General features: G+C 66.1%; 20 protein-coding genes. 6 read left to right on the top strand and 14 right to left on the bottom strand.

Annotation, left to right across the window (positions count from 1 at the left end; all coding sequences use genetic code 11):
• Window positions 1–6 precede the first annotated feature (6 nt).
• Window positions 7–654, top strand: a complete 648-nt coding sequence (locus HZZ13_RS28785; RefSeq protein ID WP_197962894.1) for a glutathione S-transferase family protein — start codon at window positions 7–9, stop codon at window positions 652–654.
• 126 nt (window positions 655–780) lie between these two features.
• On the opposite strand, the gene HZZ13_RS28780 is transcribed toward HZZ13_RS28785, so the two are convergent.
• The 6 genes from HZZ13_RS28780 to HZZ13_RS28755 form a co-directional block, all read right to left on the bottom strand.
• A complete protein-coding gene (locus HZZ13_RS28780; RefSeq protein WP_193760502.1) occupies window positions 781–945 on the bottom strand; it encodes a hypothetical protein in 165 nt (54 codons plus the stop codon).
• A gap of 56 nt (window positions 946–1,001) precedes the next feature.
• Window positions 1,002–2,540 (bottom strand): hypothetical protein, encoded by a 1,539-nt coding sequence (locus HZZ13_RS28775; RefSeq protein WP_197962942.1) that lies wholly within the window; start codon window positions 2,538–2,540, stop codon window positions 1,002–1,004.
• A gap of 94 nt (window positions 2,541–2,634) precedes the next feature.
• On the bottom strand, window positions 2,635–3,606 hold the full coding sequence (locus tag HZZ13_RS28770; protein WP_197962941.1) for a hypothetical protein: 972 nt from the start codon (window positions 3,604–3,606) through the stop codon (window positions 2,635–2,637).
• 202 nt (window positions 3,607–3,808) lie between these two features.
• A complete protein-coding gene (locus HZZ13_RS28765) occupies window positions 3,809–4,306 on the bottom strand; it encodes a TPM domain-containing protein (RefSeq protein WP_197962893.1) in 498 nt (165 codons plus the stop codon).
• A 5-nt stretch (window positions 4,307–4,311) separates the two neighbouring features.
• Window positions 4,312–5,211 (bottom strand): TPM domain-containing protein, encoded by a 900-nt coding sequence (locus tag HZZ13_RS28760; RefSeq protein ID WP_197962892.1) that lies wholly within the window; start codon window positions 5,209–5,211, stop codon window positions 4,312–4,314.
• A 201-nt stretch (window positions 5,212–5,412) separates the two neighbouring features.
• Window positions 5,413–6,021: a LemA family protein gene (locus HZZ13_RS28755; RefSeq protein ID WP_197962891.1), complete on the bottom strand. Its 609-nt coding sequence runs from the start codon at window positions 6,019–6,021 to the stop codon at window positions 5,413–5,415.
• 143 nt (window positions 6,022–6,164) lie between these two features.
• On the opposite strand from HZZ13_RS28755, the gene HZZ13_RS28750 reads away from it, so the two are divergent.
• Genes HZZ13_RS28750 through HZZ13_RS28740 form a run of 3 tightly spaced genes read left to right on the top strand, consistent with a single transcriptional unit; the run spans window position 6,165 to window position 9,383 of the window.
• Window positions 6,165–7,019, top strand: coding sequence for an enoyl-CoA hydratase (locus HZZ13_RS28750; RefSeq protein WP_197962890.1), 855 nt, complete (start codon window positions 6,165–6,167; stop codon window positions 7,017–7,019).
• A 5-nt stretch (window positions 7,020–7,024) separates the two neighbouring features.
• Window positions 7,025–8,173, top strand: coding sequence for an acyl-CoA dehydrogenase family protein (locus tag HZZ13_RS28745; RefSeq protein WP_197962889.1), 1,149 nt, complete (start codon window positions 7,025–7,027; stop codon window positions 8,171–8,173).
• 13 nt (window positions 8,174–8,186) lie between these two features.
• Window positions 8,187–9,383 carry an acyl-CoA dehydrogenase family protein gene (locus HZZ13_RS28740; protein ID WP_197962888.1) on the top strand — a complete coding sequence of 399 codons (1,197 nt, stop codon included), beginning with the start codon at window positions 8,187–8,189 and terminating at the stop codon, window positions 9,381–9,383.
• A 212-nt stretch (window positions 9,384–9,595) separates the two neighbouring features.
• On the opposite strand, the gene HZZ13_RS28735 is transcribed toward HZZ13_RS28740, so the two are convergent.
• From HZZ13_RS28735 to HZZ13_RS28720, 4 genes are all read right to left on the bottom strand, one after another.
• Complete coding sequence (locus HZZ13_RS28735) at window positions 9,596–11,917, bottom strand: xanthine dehydrogenase family protein molybdopterin-binding subunit (RefSeq protein ID WP_197962887.1); 2,322 nt, start codon at window positions 11,915–11,917, stop codon at window positions 9,596–9,598.
• Between the two features lie 125 nt (window positions 11,918–12,042).
• On the bottom strand, window positions 12,043–13,128 hold the full coding sequence (locus HZZ13_RS28730; RefSeq protein ID WP_197962886.1) for a S1C family serine protease: 1,086 nt from the start codon (window positions 13,126–13,128) through the stop codon (window positions 12,043–12,045).
• Between the two features lie 168 nt (window positions 13,129–13,296).
• Complete coding sequence (locus HZZ13_RS28725; protein ID WP_197962885.1) at window positions 13,297–14,172, bottom strand: dihydrodipicolinate synthase family protein; 876 nt, start codon at window positions 14,170–14,172, stop codon at window positions 13,297–13,299.
• A gap of 63 nt (window positions 14,173–14,235) precedes the next feature.
• Window positions 14,236–15,201 (bottom strand): VOC family protein, encoded by a 966-nt coding sequence (locus HZZ13_RS28720; RefSeq protein WP_197962884.1) that lies wholly within the window; start codon window positions 15,199–15,201, stop codon window positions 14,236–14,238.
• 212 nt (window positions 15,202–15,413) lie between these two features.
• Between HZZ13_RS28720 and HZZ13_RS28715 the strand changes: the two genes are divergently transcribed.
• Window positions 15,414–16,280, top strand: a complete 867-nt coding sequence (locus tag HZZ13_RS28715; protein ID WP_197962883.1) for a S1C family serine protease — start codon at window positions 15,414–15,416, stop codon at window positions 16,278–16,280.
• Window positions 16,277–16,648: a response regulator transcription factor gene (locus HZZ13_RS28710; protein ID WP_197962882.1), complete on the top strand. Its 372-nt coding sequence runs from the start codon at window positions 16,277–16,279 to the stop codon at window positions 16,646–16,648. The genes HZZ13_RS28715 and HZZ13_RS28710 overlap by 4 nt, the downstream gene beginning before the upstream one ends.
• Window positions 16,649–16,660: 12 nt before the next feature.
• Here the strand turns inward: HZZ13_RS28710 and HZZ13_RS28705 are convergent, their stop codons facing one another.
• The 4 genes from HZZ13_RS28705 to HZZ13_RS28690 form a co-directional block, all read right to left on the bottom strand.
• The gene (locus HZZ13_RS28705) at window positions 16,661–17,737 is read right to left on the bottom strand and encodes a sensor histidine kinase (protein WP_197962881.1); all 1,077 of its coding nucleotides are present in this window, start codon (window positions 17,735–17,737) and stop codon (window positions 16,661–16,663) included.
• On the bottom strand, window positions 17,724–18,416 hold the full coding sequence (locus HZZ13_RS28700; RefSeq protein WP_197962880.1) for a response regulator transcription factor: 693 nt from the start codon (window positions 18,414–18,416) through the stop codon (window positions 17,724–17,726). The genes HZZ13_RS28705 and HZZ13_RS28700 overlap by 14 nt, the downstream gene beginning before the upstream one ends.
• A 97-nt stretch (window positions 18,417–18,513) precedes the next feature.
• A complete protein-coding gene (locus HZZ13_RS28695; protein ID WP_197962879.1) occupies window positions 18,514–19,026 on the bottom strand; it encodes a hypothetical protein in 513 nt (170 codons plus the stop codon).
• Between the two features lie 196 nt (window positions 19,027–19,222).
• Window positions 19,223–21,559, bottom strand: a complete 2,337-nt coding sequence (locus HZZ13_RS28690) for a Tex family protein (protein WP_197962878.1) — start codon at window positions 21,557–21,559, stop codon at window positions 19,223–19,225.
• Between the last annotated feature and the right edge of the window lie 1,175 nt (window positions 21,560–22,734).

Below are 22,734 nucleotides of genomic sequence, written 5' to 3'. Positions count from 1 at the left end.
GGTCCCATGCCTAGCTACCGCCTGCACTACTTCCCCGAATCCGGCAACAGCTACAAGCTGGCCCTGATGCTCACGCTCTGCGGCGAGACGTTCGAGCCGGTCTGGACCGATTTTGCCGGCGGCGTCACGCGCACGGCGGAGTGGCGCAAGGCCGTGAACGAGATGGGCGAGATTCCCGTGCTCGAGATCGACGGCGTGAAGATGACGCAGACCGCGCCGCTACTCTTGAAGCTCGCCGAGCAGTACAGCCGCTTCGGCGCCGAGACGGAGGACGAGAAGTTCGAGCTGCTGCGCTGGCTGTTCTGGGACAACCACAAGCTCACCGGCTACATGGCGACCTACCGCTTCATGCGCGCCTTCACAGAGAAAAACGACCCGCAGGTGCTGAAGCATTTCCGGAGGCGGCTCGAGGACTTTCTCGGTATCCTCGACGGCCATCTTCAGCACAATGCCTTCGCGATCGGCGCAAGGCCGACGGTCGCTGACATCTCGATGATGGCCTATCTGCATTATCCGAGCGACGAGCACGGCTTCGATTTCGCGGCGAGCCATCCCGCCATCCATGCCTGGCTTGGCCGCATGGCCGCGCTGCCGGGCTGGAAGCCGGCCTACGAGCTGCTGCCCGGCAAGCGGATGACGAACTACGCGAAGTGAGGGTGCCAGCGCCGAAACCTCAGCTCCGTCATGGCCGGGCTTGTCCCGGCCATCCACGATCTTGAGCGCGGGGACGAGAACGTGGATGCCCGGGACATGCCCGGGCATGACGAAAGATAGTGCGGCCTACCTCAGCGACAGCCAGCCGAGCGTGAACAGAATGCCGCCGACGATGACGGCCACCGCGACGGCCCAGATGCTCACGCGCGCGCTGCCGATGACCTGCTTGGCTTCCTCGTTCCGCGCGATCTCGCGATTGCGCGCCTTGTTGGCGTTGCCGGTATCCGTCATGGGTCATCCAAATCGATCGAGCTTTATCTTGCCCGTGACCCTTTCCGGATCACGCGCTAACGCGTCTTGATGAAGCACATGCCGATGCGGCGCGAGGCCGTGGCAGCCTGACAGGTCAAACCGTTAGCACAGCTCCATGACGTAAAACTCCTGTCCGGCGTTCCCGATCCCGGATCTTGCAGGGAGCAATGCGCTCCCCAGCCGTCCTGATATTCGCTGCCGGCCAGCTCGCTTCTGCCGCGGGTCTGCGGCCTATCGGCAAATCCGCGTGAGAAATCGGGGCTTTTTTCGGCCGCGAACGCGGTCAGGATGTCGCGGCGGCGGAGCTGGTCGCTGAAGAAATGCGGCGAGGCCGCCACGATGGCGGCATTCGACGGTCTGTCCTCGAGCCAATCGACGCCCGGGAAATGGAAACCGCCGATGCCGCGGGTCTGGTGACAGCCGGCGCAGGTGATGTCGTTGAGACGGCGCTGGAAGCCTGCGACCGAACGGATGTTCTGCATGTCGAGGCCGCGGGCCGTCGCCTGCTTCAGCGCGCCGACCACGTCATTGTCGGTGAAGACGGGATCGCCTTGGCCCTCCCCCTGCATCAAGCCGAACTCCGGCTGCAAGGCCGATGCGTCGAGACCGACGGGGGTCGGCACCATTGCGGCCCTGGCCAGGAATTTTTCCGGGATCAGCACCGTGCCGCGATCGAACGCGCGCAAGTTCTCGGGTGCGAGCAGCCAGGCCTTGAAGTCGCGCCGCAGCGCATCGTCGGCAAGAATGCGGTCGCGGTCGATCTGGTTCTCCAGCGTCGATTCCTCGAACGTCCTGGTGGCAGCATCGTACCTGAACACCTTGAGCAGATAATCGGAGCGGAAATCGTGCAGCGCCGATTTCGGCGCGACCGAGACCTGGATGTTGGTCTCGATGCGGTCGAGCATGGCGTCGTCAGGTGGGAGGCGGTTGCCGATCAAATCTTGCCAGTCGCCATTGTCGAGCCAGCGCCGCGCGATCTCGGCGCAGCTGACCGGCTTGCCGTTCGCATCCGTCTGGCGCGCATCGCGCGCCTTCATCACGAGGTTGAACGTCATCGGCAGGCGCGTTGCGACCTTGCCACCATCCGGCCCGCGATCGAACCGCGCCAGACGAAAGATCAGCCGGATCTCGCCACAGGACTCTTGCGAGACATAGGCACGGTCCATGCGATTGACGATGCCGGCGAGCACGAAGCGCGCCTCGCGCGATGTCAGATTGACCCGATCGAACAATTGCGCGTCGAAACCCTCGCCGACGCCGATGGTCTCGCCCGGATAGGTCGCCTTGTACCAGGCGATGTAGCGGTCGAACTCCGCATCGATCGCGGGCAGAATCGCTTTCAGCTGCGGCAGCGAGGCGAACATCGCCTCGGTCGTGAGCGGGACGTCCGAACTCCGCTCCGGCGCCAAAAGACGCGAGATCGTCAGCGTGTCGTTCTGGTCGAGCTTGCGCAGCAGAGCTGGATCGGTGATCGCGGTGCCGCGCGTCAGCGCAGCGCTCTCCGCTGCGAAGAGCGAAACGACACCGCCAAGCAATGCGGCGGCAGCAACGAGAATTCGCAACGCGCGGCCCATGCCTGAGGTAACACCGCGCAAGCGTGCCTATTCAAGCAAAAAGGCGCCTCACATCGCGGTGAAGCGCCTCCTCGAAAGTCGAATATCGAAACGCTCAGCGTCCGACGATCAGCCCCCTTGAGGTGACGACCACCCAGCGGCCATCCTGGCGGCGGATCGCATCGACACGGCCGACGCCGGGGATGGGGTCGCCGGGATAGACCTCGTAGAGGCCGTCGCGGCCCTCGATCAGCGCGCCGCCGTTGCTGGCGTTGCGCAGCCGCCAACCTTCGATCGTCGGCAGACGTCCGACTTCGGTCTTGGGAGCTACGGGCGCCGGGGCCGGTGCAGCCGCCGCGGTCGCGACCTGGGTCTGGGTCGAAGCGATCGAGCCGGTGGTCTCCTTGGGCGCTGCTGTTGCGGCCTGCGCGGGCGCGGCAGGCGGCGTGGCGCGCAGCTTGTCGACGGTCTCGGACAGCTTTGCGATCCTGGCCAGCGGCTCGGCCTGCGCCTTCTCGAGCTTGTCCAGGCGGTCGTTGGCCCGGTTGAACTGGGTGAGGCCGGTCTTCGAGCTCTGCTCGACATTGGCCTTCAGTGCGACGAGATCGGCATCGATCCGCGCGACGGAGGCATCCAGCGCACTGGTGTCGGCGACCTGCACCGGAGCCGGAGCGGGTGCGGCGAAATGCATCATTCCCGCGGTCGCGAGCGCACCGCTGATCGCGCCGACGCTGGCGGCAATCGCCACCACCGCGGCCATCGCCGACAGCCGGCGCTTGCTGCCGGTCTCGCGCGGCTCGTCCGCCTTCCCATGCGGAGCGAACTCCTCGCGCTCAAAGGCGCGGTCGGAGGGCGGCATGACAATGAGCTTGCCGAGCTTCGGCTCGGGCTTGGCCTCAGCCTCAACCTTCGGCACTTCGATCCGCGGCGGCTCCACCTTCGGGGCGTCGGCCTTGACTGGATCCGGCTTGGGCGGTGCTTCGTGGTCGGGGGCGATCGAGGGCGCCTCGATACCGACGGCAGCCTCGACGGCCTGCGGCGCTGCGGCGCCGATGGCAGCGGCATCCTGGGCAGCCTGCTCGGGCATTGGTTCGCTCACGGCTCAAATACTCCAGTCTCGGTTGACCTTTTGGTAACTTTCATTGCTTGCGAAATCCTTACCTTCGGACCCGCTTACCGAAATTTTAGGAGTTCATCCGGGGCCGAATTGGGCCGGGAACATGGAACCGATGTGGCGGGCGTGAAACAATTCGTAACCGGGGGAAGATGAACGGGGTCGGAATGGCCTGTCACATCACGACCGGAGCATCCGGCAGCTCGTTCGCATGCGGCGCTTGCGGCGGGAAATGCTTTGCCAGTTCGCGCGAGACGGCCTCGATGCCGCTGATCACGCCATGTTCGAACCGGCCCGATCTGAACTCGGCCTCCATCGCGCGGCAGATCGTTTCCCAACCCTCGGCGCCGACCTTCGCATCGATGCCGCGATCGGCGATGATCTCGACGTCGCGGTCGGCAAGCAGGAGATAGATCAGAACGCCGTTGTTATGGGCGGTGTCCCAGATGCGCAAGTGAGAGAACACGTCGAGCGCGCGCTCGCGGGCCGGCTGGTTGCGAAACAGCGGACGGCCGTCGAGCGCCCCTTCGACGACGAAGCGGACCTGGCCGGAATGGGTGGCTTCGGTGCGCTTGATTGCCTGCTCGATGCGGTCGAGCACCGCTTGCGGAAAAATCTGCTTCGCGCGCCAATGATGCTGCACGAGATGTCGGGCAATGCGCTTGATGCTCATGACCGCTACCAGCTCCCCGAGGCGCCGCCGCCACCAAAACTGCCCCCGCCGCCGCTGAAGCTGCTGTCACTATCACTGCTCGACGATCCGCTGCTCCAGCCGCCCGAGGAGCCGCTCGACCACGAGCCGCCACGCGAACCGCCTGTGCCCGGCGTGATCGCCGAAAACAGATCGGCGATGAATCCGACGATGAAGCCGAGGATGCCGACAGCCGCCGCGAGCGCCGCGGAGCCGAGGATGAGCCAGGTTATTGCCGCGATGATGCCCCCGGTCACCAATGATCCGAGCAGCCGCCCCAGGATCGCGCGGAAGAACCCGCCGACGCCGATCGAGGCGAACAGCGCCACGGCGAATACCGGCGCGAGATCGTCCAGATTGTGGGCGAAGTTGACGCTGCGCGAGGGCGACGGCAGCGGCTCGCCGTCGATGACCCGCATCATGCGGTCGACGCCTGCGCTGATGCCCGCGGCGAAATCGCCGCTCCTGAACTTCGGGGTGATATCCTCGTCGATGATGCGCCGGGAGGTGACGTCGGTGAGCACGCCTTCGAGACCATAGCCGACCTCGATCCGCAAATGCCGATCGCTCTTGGCGACGACGAGGATCGCGCCGTCGTCGACCTTCTTGCGGCCGACCTTCCAGGCCTCCGCGACCCGGATCGAGAACTGCTCGATGGTCTCCGGCTGCGTGGTCGGGACGATCAGGACGGCGATCTGGCTGCCCTTGCGGTTCTCGAAATCGCGCAGCTTTTGCGTGAGCGTGGCGATGTCGCTGCTGGAGAGCGTGCCGGTCTGATCGACGACGCGGCCGGTGAGCTGGGGGACGGCGACGTCGGCGCGGGTGGGAATGACAAAGGTGAGGAGGAGTGCTGCAATGATGATCGCGCACCACACACTCGCTGTCATCGCCCGGCTCGCCGCCTTCGCTGAAGCTTCGGCGCGCCGAGCACCCGTGTGAGCCTCGGCGTAGCCTTGGCAGAGCCGGGACCGGGCGATCCAGTATTCCAGAGACGCCGGCGGGATACGGAGAAGCCGCGGCGTACTGGATTCCCCGCTTTCGCGGGGAATGACAGTGGTGGGTGGGACGCGCATCGGAGCCGAACGCGCTTACTTCGACGGCGCCGGCGCCGGATTGAAATCCACCTTCGGCGCGGTCGAGATCGCCTTCTCGTTCTCGACCGAGAAGTTCGGCTTCTCCTTGTAACCGAACGCCATCGCGGTGAGATTGGTCGGGAACGAGCGAATAGTGACGTTATACTCCTGCACCGCCTTGATGTAGCGGTTGCGCGCCACCGTGATGCGGTTCTCGGTGCCCTCGAGCTGCGACATCAGGTCCTTGAACAAGGCGTCCGACTTCAGCTGCGGATAGTTCTCGGTGACGACCAACAGGCGCGACAGCGCGCTGGAGAGCTCGCTCTGCGCGGCCTGGAATTTCTGGAACGCGGCGGGATCGTTCAACACCTCCGGCGTCGCCTGGATGCTGCCGACCTTGGCGCGCGCATTGGTGACGCCGAGCAGCACGTCCTTCTCCTGCTGGGCAAAGCCCTTCACCGAGTTGACGAGATTGGGCACGAGATCGGCGCGGCGCTGATACTGGTTCACGACCTCGGACCAATTGGCCTTGATCTGCTCGTCCTCGCTCTGGATCGCGTTGTAGCCGCAATTGGTCAGGCTCAGCGAGGCCAACGCGGCCAGCACGGTCAGGATCTTGCGCATCAAATTTCTCCCGGTGGAATCCGGCGCAAACTACCAGATTGCGCGCCCGAGACCAGCAGCCGACTGACGCAAGCCTCTTGCCTATCGCGAGCCGACATAGTCAACTCGACGAAACAATAAGACAGAGCACCAGGGGGAACGCGATGTCCTCGTTCGAGACCATCCTCGTGGAGCGGCCGGAGCCGGCGATCGTCCGTGTCGTGATGAACCGGCCCGAGGCGCGCAACGCGCAGAACCTGCAAATGACCTATGACCTCAACGCCGCCTTCGATGCGGCGGTGCAGGACGATGCGGTCAAGGTGATCATTCTCGCCGGGAACGGCCCGCACTTCTCCTCCGGCCACGACCTGCGCCCCGCCGGCAAGAACACGGCCGGCGTCGATTTTCCACCGATCGGAAATTGGGGCGGTTTTGCCGAGCCGAACGCGCACGGACGCTTCGCGCGCGAGCAGGAAATATATCTCCAGATCACCCGGCGCTGGCGCAATTTGGCAAAACCCACCATTGCCGAGGTCCACGGCAAGTGCATCGCCGGCGGCTTGATGCTGGCCTGGGCCTGCGACCTCATCGTCGCCAGCGATGATGCGCAGTTCTGCGATCCCGTCGTCACCATGGGCGTGTGCGGCGTCGAATGGTTCGTGCATCCCTGGGAGCTGGGCGCGCGCAAGGCCAAGGAGTTCCTGTTCACCGCCGACAGCTGGAGCGCCGAGGAGGCGCACCAGCTCGGCATGGTCAACCAGGTCGTGCCGCGCGCCGAGCTGTCGTCGCGGGTGCTGGAGCTGGCGCGAAGGATCGCGACAAAGCCGTCCTTCGCGCTGAAGCTGACCAAGGAGGCGGTCAACCGCTCGGTCGACGTCATGGGCCAGCCCGCCGCGATCGACCAGGCCTTTGCGCTGCACCAGCTCTGCCACGCGCACAATCTCCAGGAGTTCGGCATGATCGTCGATCCATCCGGCCTGCATCCCTCCGTGCGCAAGCCGCCGGCCGCCGCGGAGTAGACGCGATGGACCTCAATCTCAGTGACGAGCAGAAGTTGCTGCGCGAGAGCGCGGAACGCTTTGTGGCCGAAAGCTACGATGCCGAGCACCGCCGCAAGATGGCGAATGATCCGCTCGGCTTCAGCCCGGCCGTTTGGAAGCAATTCGCCGAGCTCGGCTGGCTCGCGCTGCCGCTTCCCGAGGAGTTCGGCGGGCTCGGCGGCGGCGCCGTCGACATCGGCATCCTGATGGAGGCCTTCGGCCGCGGACTGGTGTCGGAGCCCTACGTCGCAACCGTCGTGCTCGGGGCCGCGCTGATCGAAAGATGCGGCACCATCGAGCAGAAGCAGGCGAGCCTGCCCAAGGTGGCGGACGGATCACTGAAGCTTGCCTTGGCGCATTCGGAGCGCGCCGCCCGGTTCGATCTTGCCAAGGTCGCGACCAGCGCCAACAAGACCGGACAAGGCTGGCGCCTGTCCGGCAGCAAGATTGCCGTGCTCGACGGACATGCCGCCGACGAGATCATCGTCTCCGCCCACATCCACGACCATCGGGGCCCCTCGGGGCGGATCGGCCTGTTCCTGGTGCAGGCGACGACGCCGGGTCTCGTCATCAGCGACTATCCGCGTCTTGGCGGCGGACGTGCCTGCAACATCGAGCTGTGCGACGCGCGTCTGCCGGAGGACGCCCTGCTCGGCGACGGCAGCGATGCCCTGCCCGCGATCGAATGGGCGGTCGATCGCGCCATGGCGGCGCTGGGCGCCGAAGCTGTCGGCATCATGCAGACGCTGCTCGACACCACGCTAGACTACACCAAGATCCGGAAACAATTCGGCCGGCCGCTCTCGGCCAACCAGGTGATCCGCCACCGCCTCGCCGACATGGCGATGCAGGTCGACGAAGCGCGCTCGATGGCGCTGCGGGCGGCACTGAAGGCCGATAGCGCGCCGGTCGAGCGCGCCCGGGCGGCGTCGGGCGCGAAGGCGAAGATCGGCAAGTGCGCGCGCTTCGTCGGCGAGCAGTCGATCCAGCTGCACGGCGGCATGGGCGTCACCGAGGAGCTCGAGGTCGGCGCCTATTTCAAGCGCCTCGTCGCCTTCGACACGCTGTTCGGCGGCAGCGCGCACCACTATGCCCGCCACGCCGAGCTGGGCCGCAGGGCCATCTCGGCCTGACAAGGAGCGCATCATGGACCTGTCGTTCAATGCCGAGGAGCGCGCCTTCCAGGACGAGGTGCGCGGATTCATTGCCGAGAATCTCACCGAGGAAATGAAGCGCGCGACGGCGCTGACGCCATCGGTGTTCTCCGACCCTGACGTAGGCATGGCTTGGCAACGCGCGCTGCACAGCCGCGGCTGGGGTGCACCGGGCTGGCCGGTCGAATATGGCGGCCCCGACTGGACGCCGGCGCAGCGCTGGATCTTCGAGACCGAGTGTGCCCGCGCCGGCGTGCCCAACGTCAATGTGATGGGCGTGAAGATGGTCGGGCCCGTCATCATCGGCTTCGGCAGCCCCGAGCAGAAGAATTTTTACCTGCCGCGGATTCTCTCCGGCGAGGACTATTGGTGCCAGGGCTATTCCGAGCCGGGCTCCGGCTCCGATCTCTCGTCGCTGAAGACACGCGCGGTGCGCGACGGCGACGACTACATCATCAATGGCACCAAGATCTGGACCACGCACGCCCATCACGCCAACCGCATGTTCGCGCTGGTGCGCACCAGCGACGGGCCGCGGCAGCAGGACGGCATCAGCTTTATCCTGATCGACATGAAGACGCCGGGCATCACCACCCGTCCCATCCTCACCATCGGCGGCGATCACGAGGTCAACCAGGTGTTCTTCGACGACGTGCGCGTGCCCGTGGCCAATCGGGTCGGCGAGGAAGGCAAGGGCTGGACCTACGGCAAATATCTGCTCGAGTTCGAGCGCGGTGCGGGCATCGCCTCGGCCAAGCTGCGCGAAGGCCTGAAGGCGATCGCGGACCTCGCCGAGTCCGACCTCACGGGACGGGCAATCGACAGCCCCGACATCGCAACGCGGATCTCGGAGGTGGAGGTCGACATCGACGCGCTGGAGATGACGGAGCTGCGCGTGCTCTCGGCTCTCCAGACCGGCCAAAATCCCGGCGCGGTGTCGTCGATCCTGAAGCTGCGCAACAGCGAGATCCGCCAGGCCGTGACGCGGTTAGGGGCCGACGTGATCGGCCACGACGCGCTCGCCGTCGAGCCGATGCGCCCGCTCTACAAGCTCAACCATGAGCCGCCGATCCCTGAGGAGATGCTGACGGTGATGCCGGAATATCTCAACGGACGCGCCTACACGATTTTCGGTGGGACGTCAGAGATCCAGCGCGACATCATTGCGAAGATGATGCTGGGGATTTGACGACGAACCGGCGCTACATCCTCGGTGTCGTCCCCGCGAAGGCGGGGACCCATAGCCACAGGCGGAGGTGGTTATGGGGACTCGGAGTTGCCAGCTTCGCGCGACGACCACTCCCTGTGGTTATGGGTCCCGGATCGGCGCGCGCTTATGGCGCGCTTGTCCGGGACGACAGTTGAGTGTGTCGCGACAGCCAGCGCAACAAAGGGTTGCGGCTAACCCGCCTTCGCGTCCCGGATCGCCTGCCAGATCTTCTGCGGCGTCAGGGGCGTGTTCAGCTGGGTGATCCCGAGCTCGGCGAGCGCGTCCATCACGCCGTTGGTGACGCAGGGCGGGCCGCCGATGGCGCCGGATTCGCCGCAGCCCTTGGCGCCGAGCGGATTGGTGCGGCAAGGCGCGGAATCGTCCAACGTCACCACGATCGGCGGCACGTCGTCGGCGCGCGGGATGCAGTAATCCTGGTAGCTCGCGGTCAGCAGCTGGCCGTCGGCATCATACGACACGCCTTCATATAGCGCCTGGCCGATGCCTTGCGCGACGCCGCCATGGATCTGCCCTGTCACCAGCATCGGATTCACGGCAACGCCGACGTCGTCGACCGTGGTGTAGCGCACGACCTTGGAGACGCCGGTCTCGGGGTCGATCTCGACTTCGCAGATATGCGTGCCGTTCGGCCAGCTGGGACCATCGACCTCGCCTTCGGAATCGACGCTGAGCTTGGCACCGCTCTCCTTCCCGGCGAGATCGAACAGGCTGATGCGGCGGTCGGTGCCGACCACGGTGAGCATGCCGCCCTGATATTCGATGTCCTCGACCGAGGTTTCCAGCACGTTGGCCGCCTTCTCGCGCGCCTTCTGGATCAGATCGTTGGAGGAGACCGCGACCGCGGTGCCGCCGACGAACAGCGAGCGCGAGCCGACGCTGCCGAAGCCCATGGCGAGATCGGTGTCGCCCTGCACCACGTCGATCTTGTCCATGGGAATGCCGAGCGTGTCGGAGATCATCTGGGTGTAGGTGGTCTGCAGTCCCTGCCCCATCGCCATGGTGCCGGAATGCAGCACGACGCGCCCTTGCGAGGTCGCTTGCAGCGTCACCCTTTCGGTGTGGGCGCGGCCGCCGGTCCACTCGATGTAGGAGGTGAGGCCGCGGCCGTAGAGCAGGCCCTTCTTCTTCGCCGCCTTCTTGCGCGCGGCAAAGCCGTCCCAGTCGGCGAGCTTCACGGCGCGGTCGAGCATGTGCGCGAAGGCGCCGGAATCGTAGACCTGCCCGGCCGCATTGGTGTAGGGCAGCTGCGCCGGCTTGATGTAATTGGCTTTGCGGATCGCGCGCGGGTCCATGCCGATTTTTCGCGCGGCGGCGTCGAACAGTCGCTCGACGATGAAAACGGCCTCGGGCCGGCCGGCGCCACGATAGGCCCCGACCGGCGCGGTGTGGGTCATCACCGTCTTCACTTCGAAATGCACCAGCGGCAGATCGTAGACGCCGGTCTGCACGAACGGCCCGAGCACCAGCGGGATGATATTGGCCGCGCCCGAGGAATAGGCCCCGGTGCAGCCGATCGACTTGACGCGATAGGCCAGCACCTTGCCCTTCTCATCCAGCGCGAACGACGCCGTCGAGGTGAGATCGCGGCCGTGGGTGCCGCCGACGAACTCGTCAGTGCGGTCGCCGCGCCAGCGGATCTTCTTGTTCAGCTTGGTGGCGGCATAGGCGACGATGCCGTCTTCGGGATAGAGATTGGTCTTCTGGCCGAAGCCGCCGCCGATGTCGCCGACCAGCACGCGGACGCTGTCCTTCGGGCGCTTGAGCACGGCTTCCGCCAGCACGTCGCGGGTTGAGGCCGGCGTCTGCGATTGCACGTGGAGCAGGAGACGGCCGGACTTCTTGTCGATCTCGGCAATGGTCGAGCGCGGCTCCATCGCGGACGGAACGAGGCGCTGGCTGACGATATCGAGCTCGACCGTATGCGCCGCCTTGGCAAAGGCCTCGTCGACCTTGGCGGCATCGCCATAAGCCATGGCGCCGACGATGTTGTCTGGCGCCTCCGGCCACACCACGGGCGCGCCGGACTTCACCGCCTCGACGGGATCGACCACCGCGGGCTGCACGTCGTACTCGACCGCGATCGCCTCGGCCGCGCTCTGCGCCTCCACGCGCGATGACGCCACCACCGCGGCCACGGCCTCGCCGGCATAGCGCACGACCTCGTGGGCGAGCAGCCGGCGCGGCGGCACCGTCATCGGCTTGCCGTCCGGGCGCTTGAAGATGTTCAGCGTCGGGATGGTGCCGATGTCGTCCTTGACGAGATCCGCGCCGGTGTAGATTGCGGCGACGCCGGGCATCGATGCCGCGGCGCTGGTGTCGACCGAGACGATCTTCGCATGCGCATGCGGCGAACGCAGCACGTGCAGCCACAGCGCGCCGTCCGCCGGCTTGTCGTCGATGAACTGTCCCTTCCCGGTGAGCAGCCTCTGGTCTTCCAAACGCTTGACGGGCTGCCCCGCTCCGAAACGCAAATTGCCGGGAAGAATGTTCATTCCGCTGTATCCTCGAGATCCGGAAAACGACCGCGGCGGTTTTAACCGATTTTGCGCGCCAGACAACCGAGCGCCAGCGCATCTGCAATGCGCGTCAGAGCCCCTTGCAGGCGCGGATTGGATGGCTAGGACCGGTCGATATCGACGATGCTCACATTCACATCGCGGCTGTCGGAGCCGCGCTTGACCGTGAGCCGAACGGTCTTCCCGGCCCCGGTCTGCTCCAGCGCATCGGTCAGATCGGAGAGGCGGCGCACCGGCTTGCCTTCGGCCGCGGTGATGATGTCTCCGACCGCTCCCGTCGAAAAGTTGACGCCGCGAATTCCTGCCCGCTCGGCAGGGCTGCCAGGGGCCGTGCGCACCACGATCACCCCCTCGACGCCAAGCCGCGTCGCGACATCCTCGCCGGCGGCCACGATGCCGATGCCGGGCGTCGGCACCCGGCCATTGCGGATCAGCTCGGGCACGATCCGGTTCACGACGTCGACCGGCACCGCGAAGCCGATGCCGGCGTTCGATCCGGACGGCGATATGATTGCGGTCGTGACGCCGATAAGCCGGCCGGCAGAATCCAATAGCGGCCCGCCCGAATTGCCGGGGTTGATCGCGGCATCGGTCTGGATGACGTTGGCGATCTCCCGGCCGCCATGGGTCGGGAGCCGGCGCTTGAGCGCGCTGATGATGCCAGAGGTCATCGACTGATCCAGCCCGAAAGGATTGCCGATCGCGAAGGCGGATTGCCCGACTTTCAGATCGCTCGAACTGCCGAGAGCCACCGGCGGAGGCAGTTCGCGCACACTCCGGATTCGCAGGACCGCAAGATCGTAATTGGGAGCCGTGCCGACGAGATCGACTTTGGCCACCTCTCCCGACGCAAAGCGCACGGCGATCTCGCCGCCATTGGCCACGACATGATTGTTCGTCACGAGATGACCCTCGCGGTCCCAGACAAATCCCGTGCCAGAAGCGGTGCCCTGGCCTTCCTCACCCATGAGAGGATTGGCTGCCGACCTCGCCGCCACCTGGACAACCGAAGGAGACACGCGCTCGAAGATGTCGATCGTGGCCTTTTCGGCTTCGGACAGCGGTCCGCGCTGCTCGATCGCTCGCGCGGTGGGAGCGGTCCATGGCGCATGCTGGATTTTCGCGGCAGTGACCACGAGCAGCAGAGCGGCCAAAGCTGCCGCGGCAATTCCGTAGCGACGATTCATGGGCGATCACAGCAGTATGTGCTGAAGGCAACGTTCGGAATGCGATGCATACGGACCTCCGCTCACGCAGCAACGTCGCAAGCGGCTGGAAGTTTCCTGATCAAGGAAGATAGGAACGGCAGGACTTTCGGCAGGGCGTCCGAGGACATATTGCCGCGTGACAATCAGCTATGCCAACTCCCGCAACGCAGCTTCCACAATGCTGCGCTGCTCGGCCGTCAGCGCGGCCTGCGGCGGGATGGGATCGCCGACGTCGTAGCCCTGGATCGAAAGCCCGGCCTTGATGCAGGCGGCTAGGTTGAAGCGGGCGAAGGCCTCGTTGATCCGCCACAGCCGGCGCTGGAGCACTATCGCCTCGTCCCAGCGACCGGCCTTGCAGAGCTCGTAGAGCGCAACGCTCTGGCGCGGGATGATGCAGGCCGGGCCCGCCATCCAACCGCGGCCGCCGATCAGCATCACCGCCGCTGGAATGTGGGCGGAGGCGGAGAACACGCGCAAGGAATCCCCGCAGCGGTTCATGATCGAGAGCAGCCGGCCGGTGTTGGTCGAGGCATCCTTGATGTAGCCGATGCGCGGATGCTCGGCGAGGCGCGCTATGACGTCGAGAGTGAGGTCGGAGCGCTGGAATTGCGGATTGGTGTAGATGACGACGGGAATGTCCACGGCATCAGCGATGGCGCGGAAGTAGGATTCGACTTGCGCATCGGCCAGCGGGAAATACGCCTCCAGGATCGCAAGGATGCCGTCGGCCCCACACTTCTGGTAGGCCTTCGCCTGCGCCACCGCATCCGCCGTCGCGGTCGAAGCGACTCCGGCGACAACAGGCACGCGGCCCTGCGCGGCCTCGATCGTGGTCTGCACCACCGCCGTGCGTTGCGCGGCGTTGAGGTAAGCGAATTCGCCGGTCGAGCCGAGCGGCGTCAGCCCGTGCACGCCGGCGCCGATCAGGTCGTCGCAGAGTTTTGCCAGCACGTTGGTCCGCACCGTGCCGTCGGCATCCACGGGCGAGACGAGATACGGAAAGACACCGTGGAATTCGGACATGCGGCGCGGATCCCGGTCGATTGGTTTGCGGCTGACCGCTCTTACCAATGCCGGCGCCGGCGATCAAACCCTGAGCAGACGCACCCGCGTGCCCCAGGGATCGATCGCCTCCACCCCATCCGCGAGCGAAGTGACTTTCGCACCACCCCTCCGCAGCCGTTCTTCCTGCGCGGCGAGCAGCTCGGGCTTCGCCATCAGCAGCGAGAACCAGGCAAGACCGGTCGTGGAATCGTCGCGCTGGCCGGCGCCCTGGCTCTGCCAGACGTTCATGCCGAGGTGATGATGATAGCGTCCGGACGACAGAAACGCGGCGCCGTTGCGGCGGCGGGTCGGATCGAGACCGATGGTGCCGTGATAGAAGCTCTCGGCCTGCGCGAGATCGCCGACGCGCAGATGCATGTGGCCGATGCGCATTCCGTCCGGCGCCTTGGCATAATCGGCCACGCGCGTATTGGTCAGCGACAGCAGGTCGGGAATGTTGAGCTCGTCGGTCGCCATCTTCACGCTGCCCTCGCTCCATTGCCATTGCGAGGGGTCGCGGTCGGCATAGACCTCGATGCCGTTGCCTTCGGGGTCATCGAGGTAGACGGATTCGGAGACGAGGTGATCGGCAAAGCCCGACAAGGGCACGCGGTGCGAGGCGGCATGCACCAGCCAGCGCGCCAGATCCTTGCGCGTCGGCATCAGGAAGGCGGTATGGTAGAGGCCGGCGGCATTGCGCGGCTCGATCGCGGCATCGGGCCGGGCCTCCAGCACCAGCAGCGTGATGCCTGATGTGCCGAGCTTGGCTGTGGCCGCCGAGCGCTCCATCACGGTGAGGCCGATCACGTCGCGGTAATAGTCCGCGACCTTGTCGAGGTTCTTCACCCGCAACGTCACCATGCCGACCCGCATCGGCGTGCGGCTGGCATAGGTGGGGCCCCCGCCCTGCGCCGTGCCCTCGGCGCGGGCCGCGGCTGCGGCGGCCATGGCGAGCGAGGTGGCGCCGGCGAGCTGCAGCAGGGTGCGACGGGTGAGATCGATGGTCATCGGTCGGAGCTCGCTGAAATGGTTGAGGCCTTGGCGCGCAATGTCGGGCCGATTGCTACACGTTCCCGTGAGGCGCTCCCAATCACATATTCGTCGGGGGCGGCCCTACGCAGGGCGGACCATCCGCCATGTCTCCGCCATATCCTGGCCACCCGGCCAGTTTCGCGAACGCTCGCGACATCCCAGATTGAGGGCAGCTACAGGAGCCTGCCATGACCGATTCAACTCCTCTGTCTTCGCTGTCGTCCGCACTCGCAGACATTGTGGCGCGCACCGCGCCGTCCGTCGTCTCCGTGCATTCACATCGCGCTCGCGCGACCGGCTTTGCCTGGAAGCCCGGCCTCATCGTTACCGCCGATGAAGCCCTGGCCGACGAGGGCGAGGTCGAGATCGGCCTTGCCGACGGCGGCACCGCGGCCGCCACGATCGTCGGCCGCGACCATACGACCGATATCGCGCTCTTGCGCACGGAGGCCGCCATCGCGCCGGTCAAGCTCGCCGCAACCGTCCCGCCGCTGGGCGCCTTGTCGGTCGTGGTCGCGACCAACCGGGAGACACCCAGTGCGGCGCTCGGGATGGTGTCGGCATCAGGCAAGAGCTGGCGTTCCTTGCGCGGCGGCGACATCGACGCGCGGATCGAGCTCGACGTCCGCCTGCGCGAAAGCCAGCAGGGCGGCCTTGCGCTCGATGCATCGGGCGACGCTTTCGGCATGGCCGTGCTCGGACCGCGGCGCGTGCTGGTGATCCCGACCGCGACGATCGAGCGTGTCGCGCCGCAGCTCGAGGCGCGCGGCCGCATCGCGCGTGGCTATCTCGGCCTCGGGCTGCAGCCGGTGCAGCTCGACGACGGCGTCGGCGCCATGGTCATGAATGTCGACAAGACCGGGCCTTCGGCCGCGGCCGGCATCCGCCAGGGCGACGTGATCGTGGCGGTCAACGGCCAGAAGCTGTCGGGCGTGCGCGCGCTGTCGCGGACGCTGGGACCTGCGAGCGTCGGCGCGGTGGTCGACGTCGCCGTGCGCCGTGGCGGCGAGCCCGTCAGCTTCAAGGTCACAGTCGGCGAGAGGCCGGAGGCGTGAGCGAGGACAAGACCGCCGCGATCGTACTATCGCTGGAGATCGACGATCCCGCGCTCGCCGACCGCCTGGCGGCCCTGCTCGGCAATGTCGCCGGGCTTCGCCTCGCCGCGCCCGGCGAGCAGGCGGCCGCGACCATCGTCGCCCGCGATCCCCGTGTCAGTCCTGCGGACATCGCGCTGACGCAGCGCGAGCTCGACGTGCTGGCGCTGATGGCCGAGGGCGCCTCCAACAAGATGATCGCGCGCCAGCTCGGCATCTCCGTGCACACCGTGAAATTCCACGTCGGCTCGCTGCTCGACAAGCTCGACGCCACCGGTCGCACCGATGCGGTGGCGCATGCGGCACGCCGCGGTGTCATCGAGCTTTGATAGCATCAGGCCTCATGGCGTCGAGGTCGGCGGAAAGCTGAGCTCGACCTTCAGGCCGGGCACATTGTCGCGCAACGCGATCTCGGCGCCATGAAGCCGCGCGACTGCCGCGACAAGGCTGAGGCCGAGACCATTGCCCGGCGTGTAGCGGCTCTGCTCGAGCCGGTAGAAGCGCTTGAAGACATGCTCGCGCTGCTCGGCGGGAATGCCAGGACCGTCATCGGCAATCGAGATCACCGCGCCGTCACCGGCCCTGCGGCAGCTCACGATCACCTGCCCGCCCTTGCGGCCGTGCTTGATCGCGTTGTCGACGAGATTGGCGATGGCGTCGAACAAGAGGTCGCGGTCGCCGGTGATCGCGACCTCGCGGTCGCCATCGAGGCTGAGGCGCGTGGCAATTTGCTCGGCGGCGGCATCGTAGAGCTCAACCACCTCGGCGGCGATCTCGGAAAGATCAAGTGTGCGGAAGGCGCCGGTGCGGGCGCGGGTCTCGATCTCCGATATCCGCGTGATGGAGGCGAACATGCCGAGCACGGCGTCAAGATCGGCGATGGTGTCGCCGATCAGCGCCGCATCCGTCTCGCTGTTGCGCTCGTGGTGATAGGCCTTCTCCAGCCGGCCGCGCATGCGCGTCAGCGGCGTGCGCAAATCGTGCGCGACATTGTCGCTGACCTGCTTGACTTCCCCCATCAGCGTCTCGATGCGGTCGAGCATCTGGTTGAGGTTTTCGGCGACGCGATCCCACTCGTCATTGCTGCCGCGCAAGGGGATGCGCTGGTCGAGGCCTGCGAGCATGATGGCGCGGCTGGTGGCATTGATCTCTTCGATCCGCCCCACAGTGCGCCGGGTCACCAGCACGGCCGCAAGCCCGGCGAGCACCAGCAGCAGCGCGGCAACGGCGGCCATCGCGAGCTCGATCATGCCGGTGAAGCCGTCATGATCGCCGGACGTGCCGAGCCGGCTCTCCACATAGGCCAAGGTGCCGAAATAGACATACGCCATGATCGCCGCGACGATCACCCCGAACGCTGCGATCGCGATCAGCGCCAGGCGGAAGGTCGAGGAGCGAAGCGTCTTAACCAGGAGCACGGAGGCAATATCCGATGCCGCGAATGGTATGGATCAGCGGATAGGCCTGAGCATCGTCGACCTTGCGGCGGACGCGGCCGACATAGACATCGATGATGTTGGTGGACGGATCGAAATGCAGGTCCCAGACGTGCTGCAGCAGCATCGCGCGGGAGACGACGCGACCCTCGTTGCGGACGAGATATTCGAGCAGCTGGAATTCCCGCGGCAGCAGCGGGATCTTGCGGCCGCGGCGAGAGGCGCTGCGCGCGATCAGGTCGATGGCGAGATCGCCGACGCGCAGCAGCGTTTCCTTGGCGATGGTCTCGCTGCGGCGGCCGAGCGCCTCGAGCCGCGCCAGCAATTCCGTGAAGGAGAACGGCTTGACGAGGTAGTCGTCGCCGCCGGCGCGCAGGCCGCGCACACGGTCGTCGACTTCGCCGAGCGCGGAGATGATCAGGAAGGGGGCGGCAATGCCGTCGTCGCGCAGCTGGCGCATCACGCTGATGCCGTCGATATCGGGCAGCATGCGGTCGATGGTGATCACGGCATAGTCGCGGGCGGCGCCGTGGCTGAGTGCTTCGCGGCCATTGGCGGCGAGGTCGACGTCGTAGCCAGAGGTCGTCAATTCCTCGACGAGCTGGCCTGCGGTTTCCGGATCGTCCTCGACGACCAGGATGCGACGGTGACCTCCGGTCATGCAATACTCCGCGCGACAATCGCCACCAGACTATCCCGTTCCGGGGCTGGACGGAACCGCCCGGTGGCGATCGCGACAATGGTGCGGACCGGCGATGCTAGTACCAATCGTACCCGCACACATTGACCCATTGCCATCCGTAGGGCGTCCAGCTCCTGCGCCAGCAACCGTCATAGTAACTGGCGTAGATGAGCGGCGCGCCGACGAAGGCGAACCGGTGGAAGCGATGGCGGTGGAAGAAGGCATGGCGGCCGATGAACGGCCTGCCATGCCAGCCGGTGCCGGCAATCCGCGGGCCGAAGGCGGTGCGGGTCGCGAACGGCGCACCGGCAAAGCGCGGCCCGATCGCCGCGCGGGCCGCCATCGGGGAACCCGCGAAGCGGGCGCCACCGAAATGAGCCCCTCCCATGCCGCCCACTCGCATGCCCCCGCCCATGCCGCCGACATGCATGCCGCCACCGCCGAAATGCCCGCCCCCGCCGAAATGCCCGCCGCCAAAGCCGCCGTGGCCGCCACCGCCAAAACCACCGCGCGCGAGAGCGGGCGCCGCAGTCGCTAGCGTCACAGCGATTGCCGCCGCGACGAGCCCTGTGAGAAGCCTGTTCTTCATCGGAAGATCCTCCTTGCAGTGCAGCGCTAGTCCCGCTGCACGAGGAGGATCAGGAGAAGGGAATGGATCGTCCCCATCAACTTACAAATGCGCCAGTTTCTGACGCGGGTGTTAATTTGACTCGGGCTGTTACCACGATCGTGCTGTGCTCCGAACCCAACCTCTCCCCGCAAAGGGCGGGGAGAGGTTAAGGGGGTCACGCCCGCTTGCCGTTGTTCTTCTCCGCCGCGCGGCGCAGCGCTTCGGCGAGTGCGCCGCCGCCCGAGGATTCCTGCTTGCGCGGCGCGGACGAGGTCATGCGGCTTGCGTTGCGTGAATTGTTGTCGCGCTGCATGCCGGGTGCGTCCTTCTTGGGCCCGACCTCGTCGTCGAGGCGCAGCGTCAGCGAGATGCGCTTGCGGGCGACCTCGAAGTCCAGCACCTTCACCTTGACGATGTCGCCGGGCTTCACCACCTCGCGCGGGTCCTTGATGTAATTTTTGGACATCGCCGAGATGTGCACGAGGCCGTCCTGGTGCACGCCGATGTCGACGAAGGCGCCGAACGCGGCGACGTTGGTTACAGTGCCCTCGAGGATCATGCCTTTCTTGAGATCCTTGATCTCCTCGACGCCTTCCTTGAACACCGCCGCCTTGAACGCCGGGCGCGGGTCGCGGCCGGGCTTTTCCAATTCGCGCAGGATGTCGGTGACGGTCGGCAGACCGAACGTCTCGTCGACGAAGTCCTTCGGCTTCAGCGTGCGCACGACGTCGCTGTTGCCGATCAGCGCCTTGATGTCGCTCTTGGTTGCTTCGAGAATCCGGCGCACCACGGGATAGGCTTCCGGATGCACGCCGGAAGCATCGAGCGGATCCTCGCCGCCGAGGATGCGCAGGAAGCCCGCGCATTGCTCGAACGCCTTCGGCCCGAGCCGCGGCACATCCTTGAGGGCCTTGCGCGACTTGAACGGGCCGTTGGCATCGCGATGCGCCACGATGCTCTGGGCAAGGCCGGAGCCGACGCCCGACACGCGCGCCAGCAGCGGCGCGGAGGCGGTGTTGACATCGACGCCGACCGCGTTCACGCAATCCTCGACCACGGCGTCGAGCGATTTGGCGAGCTTGGCCTGGCCGAGGTCGTGCTGATACTGGCCGACGCCGATCGCCTTCGGCTCGATCTTAACGAGTTCGGCGAGCGGGTCCTGCAGGCGCCGCGCGATCGACACCGCGCCGCGCAGGGTGACGTCGAGGCCCGGCAGCTCCTCCGAGGCGAAGGCCGAGGCCGAATAGACCGATGCGCCGGCCTCCGACACCACGATCTTGTTCATCTTCAGCTCGGGCAGCCCCTTGACCAACTCGGTCGCGAGCTTGTCGGTCTCGCGCGAGGCGGTGCCGTTGCCGATCGCGATCAGCTCGACGCGGTGCTTGATTGCGAGCCGGCCGAGGGTCGCCAGCGACTCGTTCCATTGCCGCTGCGGCTCGTGCGGATAGATCGCGGTGGTGTCGACCACCTTGCCGGTGGCATCGACGACGGCAACCTTCACGCCGGTGCGGTAGCCGGGATCGAGCCCCATGGTGACGCGGGTGCCGGCGGGCGCGGCCAGCAGGAGGTCGCGCAGATTCGATGCGAACACGCGCACGGCTTCGGTCTCGGCCGAATTCCACAGCCGCATGCGCAGATCGATGTTGAGATGCACCTGGATCTTGGTGCGCCAGGCCCAGCGCACCGTGTCGATCAGCCAGCGGTCGCCGGGGCGCTTGAGGTCGGCAATGCCGAACCGCTTCATGATCTTCAATTCATAGGCGCTCGGCACGCCCGGCGGCGCCGCTTCGGCCTCGGCCTGGATTTGCAGATCGAGGATCTCCTCCTTCTCGCCGCGGAACATCGCGAGGATGCGGTGCGAGGGCAGCTTGGTCAGCGGCTCGGAGAAATCGAAATAGTCGGCGAATTTTTCGCCCTCGGTCTTCTTGCCGTCGCGCACCTTGGAGGCCATGCGCGCATTGGTCCACATCTCCTCGCGCAAGGCGCCGATCAGATCGGCATCCTCGTCGAAGCGCTCGACCAGGATGGCACGCGCGCCGTCGAGTGCGGCTGCGGCGTCAGCCACGCCCTTCTCCGCGTTGATGAAGCCTTCGGCCACGACCTTCGGATCATTGCCGGGCTCGGCCATCAGCTGATTGGCGAGCGGCTCGAGGCCGGCTTCCTTGGCGATCTCCGCCTTGGTGCGACGCTTCGGCTTGAACGGCAGGTAGATGTCTTCGAGGCGGGCCTTGCTGTCGGCGGCCATGATGGTGGCTTCAAGGGCGGCATCGAGCTTGCCCTGCTCGCGGACCGATTCGAGGATGGCCTTGCGGCGGTCTTCGAGCTCGCGCAGGTAAACCAGGCGCTCCTCCAGGGTGCGCAATTGCGCGTCGTCGAGCGCACCGGTCGCTTCCTTGCGGTAGCGGGCGATGAAGGGAACCGTGGCGCCGCCGTCGAGCAGCGTCACCGCCGCCTCGACCTGCTCGGCGCGAACCCCAAGCTCCTGCGCAATCTTCTGATTGATGTTGGCCACGCGAGATTCCCTCTATCCAAGCACGCGGGCGCAGGGGCGAACCACCGGCCGCGGGACGCCGCTTATGGACCAACCAAGGTTGATTCATCAAGGTGCGGGGCGCAACCGTCGACAGAGGATTTTTTGCGCGACCGATGCGATCTCGCCACATTCGTCGATTTGCGGCCGCGCTCTCGTGTCCCGGACGCGCTGCAGCGTGAAACGCTGCTGCGCAGAGCCGGGACCCAGAAGGCGGCACGGCATGCGGCGAGATGGGCCCCGGATCAGCAGCGCACCACTTCGTGCTGCGCTGCGTCCGGGGCACGAGACCGAGGTTCAGGCCGGTCTCTTTCCTCCTCGTCATTGCGAGCGCCGCGAAGCAATCCAGAGTCTTTCCGCGCGGGATTCTGGATTGCTTCGTCGCTTCGCTGTGCTCGCCATGACGCATCATGAGACGGCACTGTGCTTCTCCGACCTGCACTCGTAGGATGGGCAGAGCGCAGCGAAACCCATCGGGCATCCTCCTCGGGGCAATATGATGGGTTTCGCTGCGCACTACCCATCCTACGGTCGCAGACACGACTTCGCATCCTCGCGGCCCATTTCGCCCGAGCTTTGCTCACCCTCTGTCAGAGGGCGCAGGGAAGACCGGGTGCCGGCCGGGCACCCACGGTCCACTGTGCGAAGGCTTGCGCTACAAGAGGCTGCACAGCGGCATACAGGTGAAGCCAAACATCCGGCCTTCCCTGCGCAGTGGTTTTACGGCTTATGCCGTGCTCTCCCCGGGGAGCGATGCACTATTGCCCCCGTCGTCTTGCCGATAACTGACGCGCGCACCCGGTTGGGCCGCCACATCACCGCAAGACTTGACGCACAGACTCCGGGCGTCAGGACGACACGGTTTTACCGTACGCCGATCACACCGGTCGTATGCGCGAGGGTATTTCGCTCACGGTTGCCCGCCCTGCAAAACCCTTCGCGCCGGTATAACTGGCGTCCACCACAGCTCACCCCGCGTTCGTGACGATCGCGATACGCCCCTCTGACAAGGGGTGAGGTGCCGGGAGAATGCGATAAATCAGAAATTCTGTAAAGACGAATATTTTAGCACATGCGGATTGACCCGCCGATCGGGTGTTTTGCCCATCGGGCAACGCAAGATCTTGTAGGCCGGGTCAGCGGAGCGATACTCGGCC

This window comes from Bradyrhizobium agreste, assembly GCF_016031625.1.
Classification (GTDB): Bacteria; Pseudomonadota; Alphaproteobacteria; order Rhizobiales; family Xanthobacteraceae; genus Bradyrhizobium; species Bradyrhizobium agreste.
This window is presented reverse-complemented; position numbering and strand designations above follow the sequence as displayed.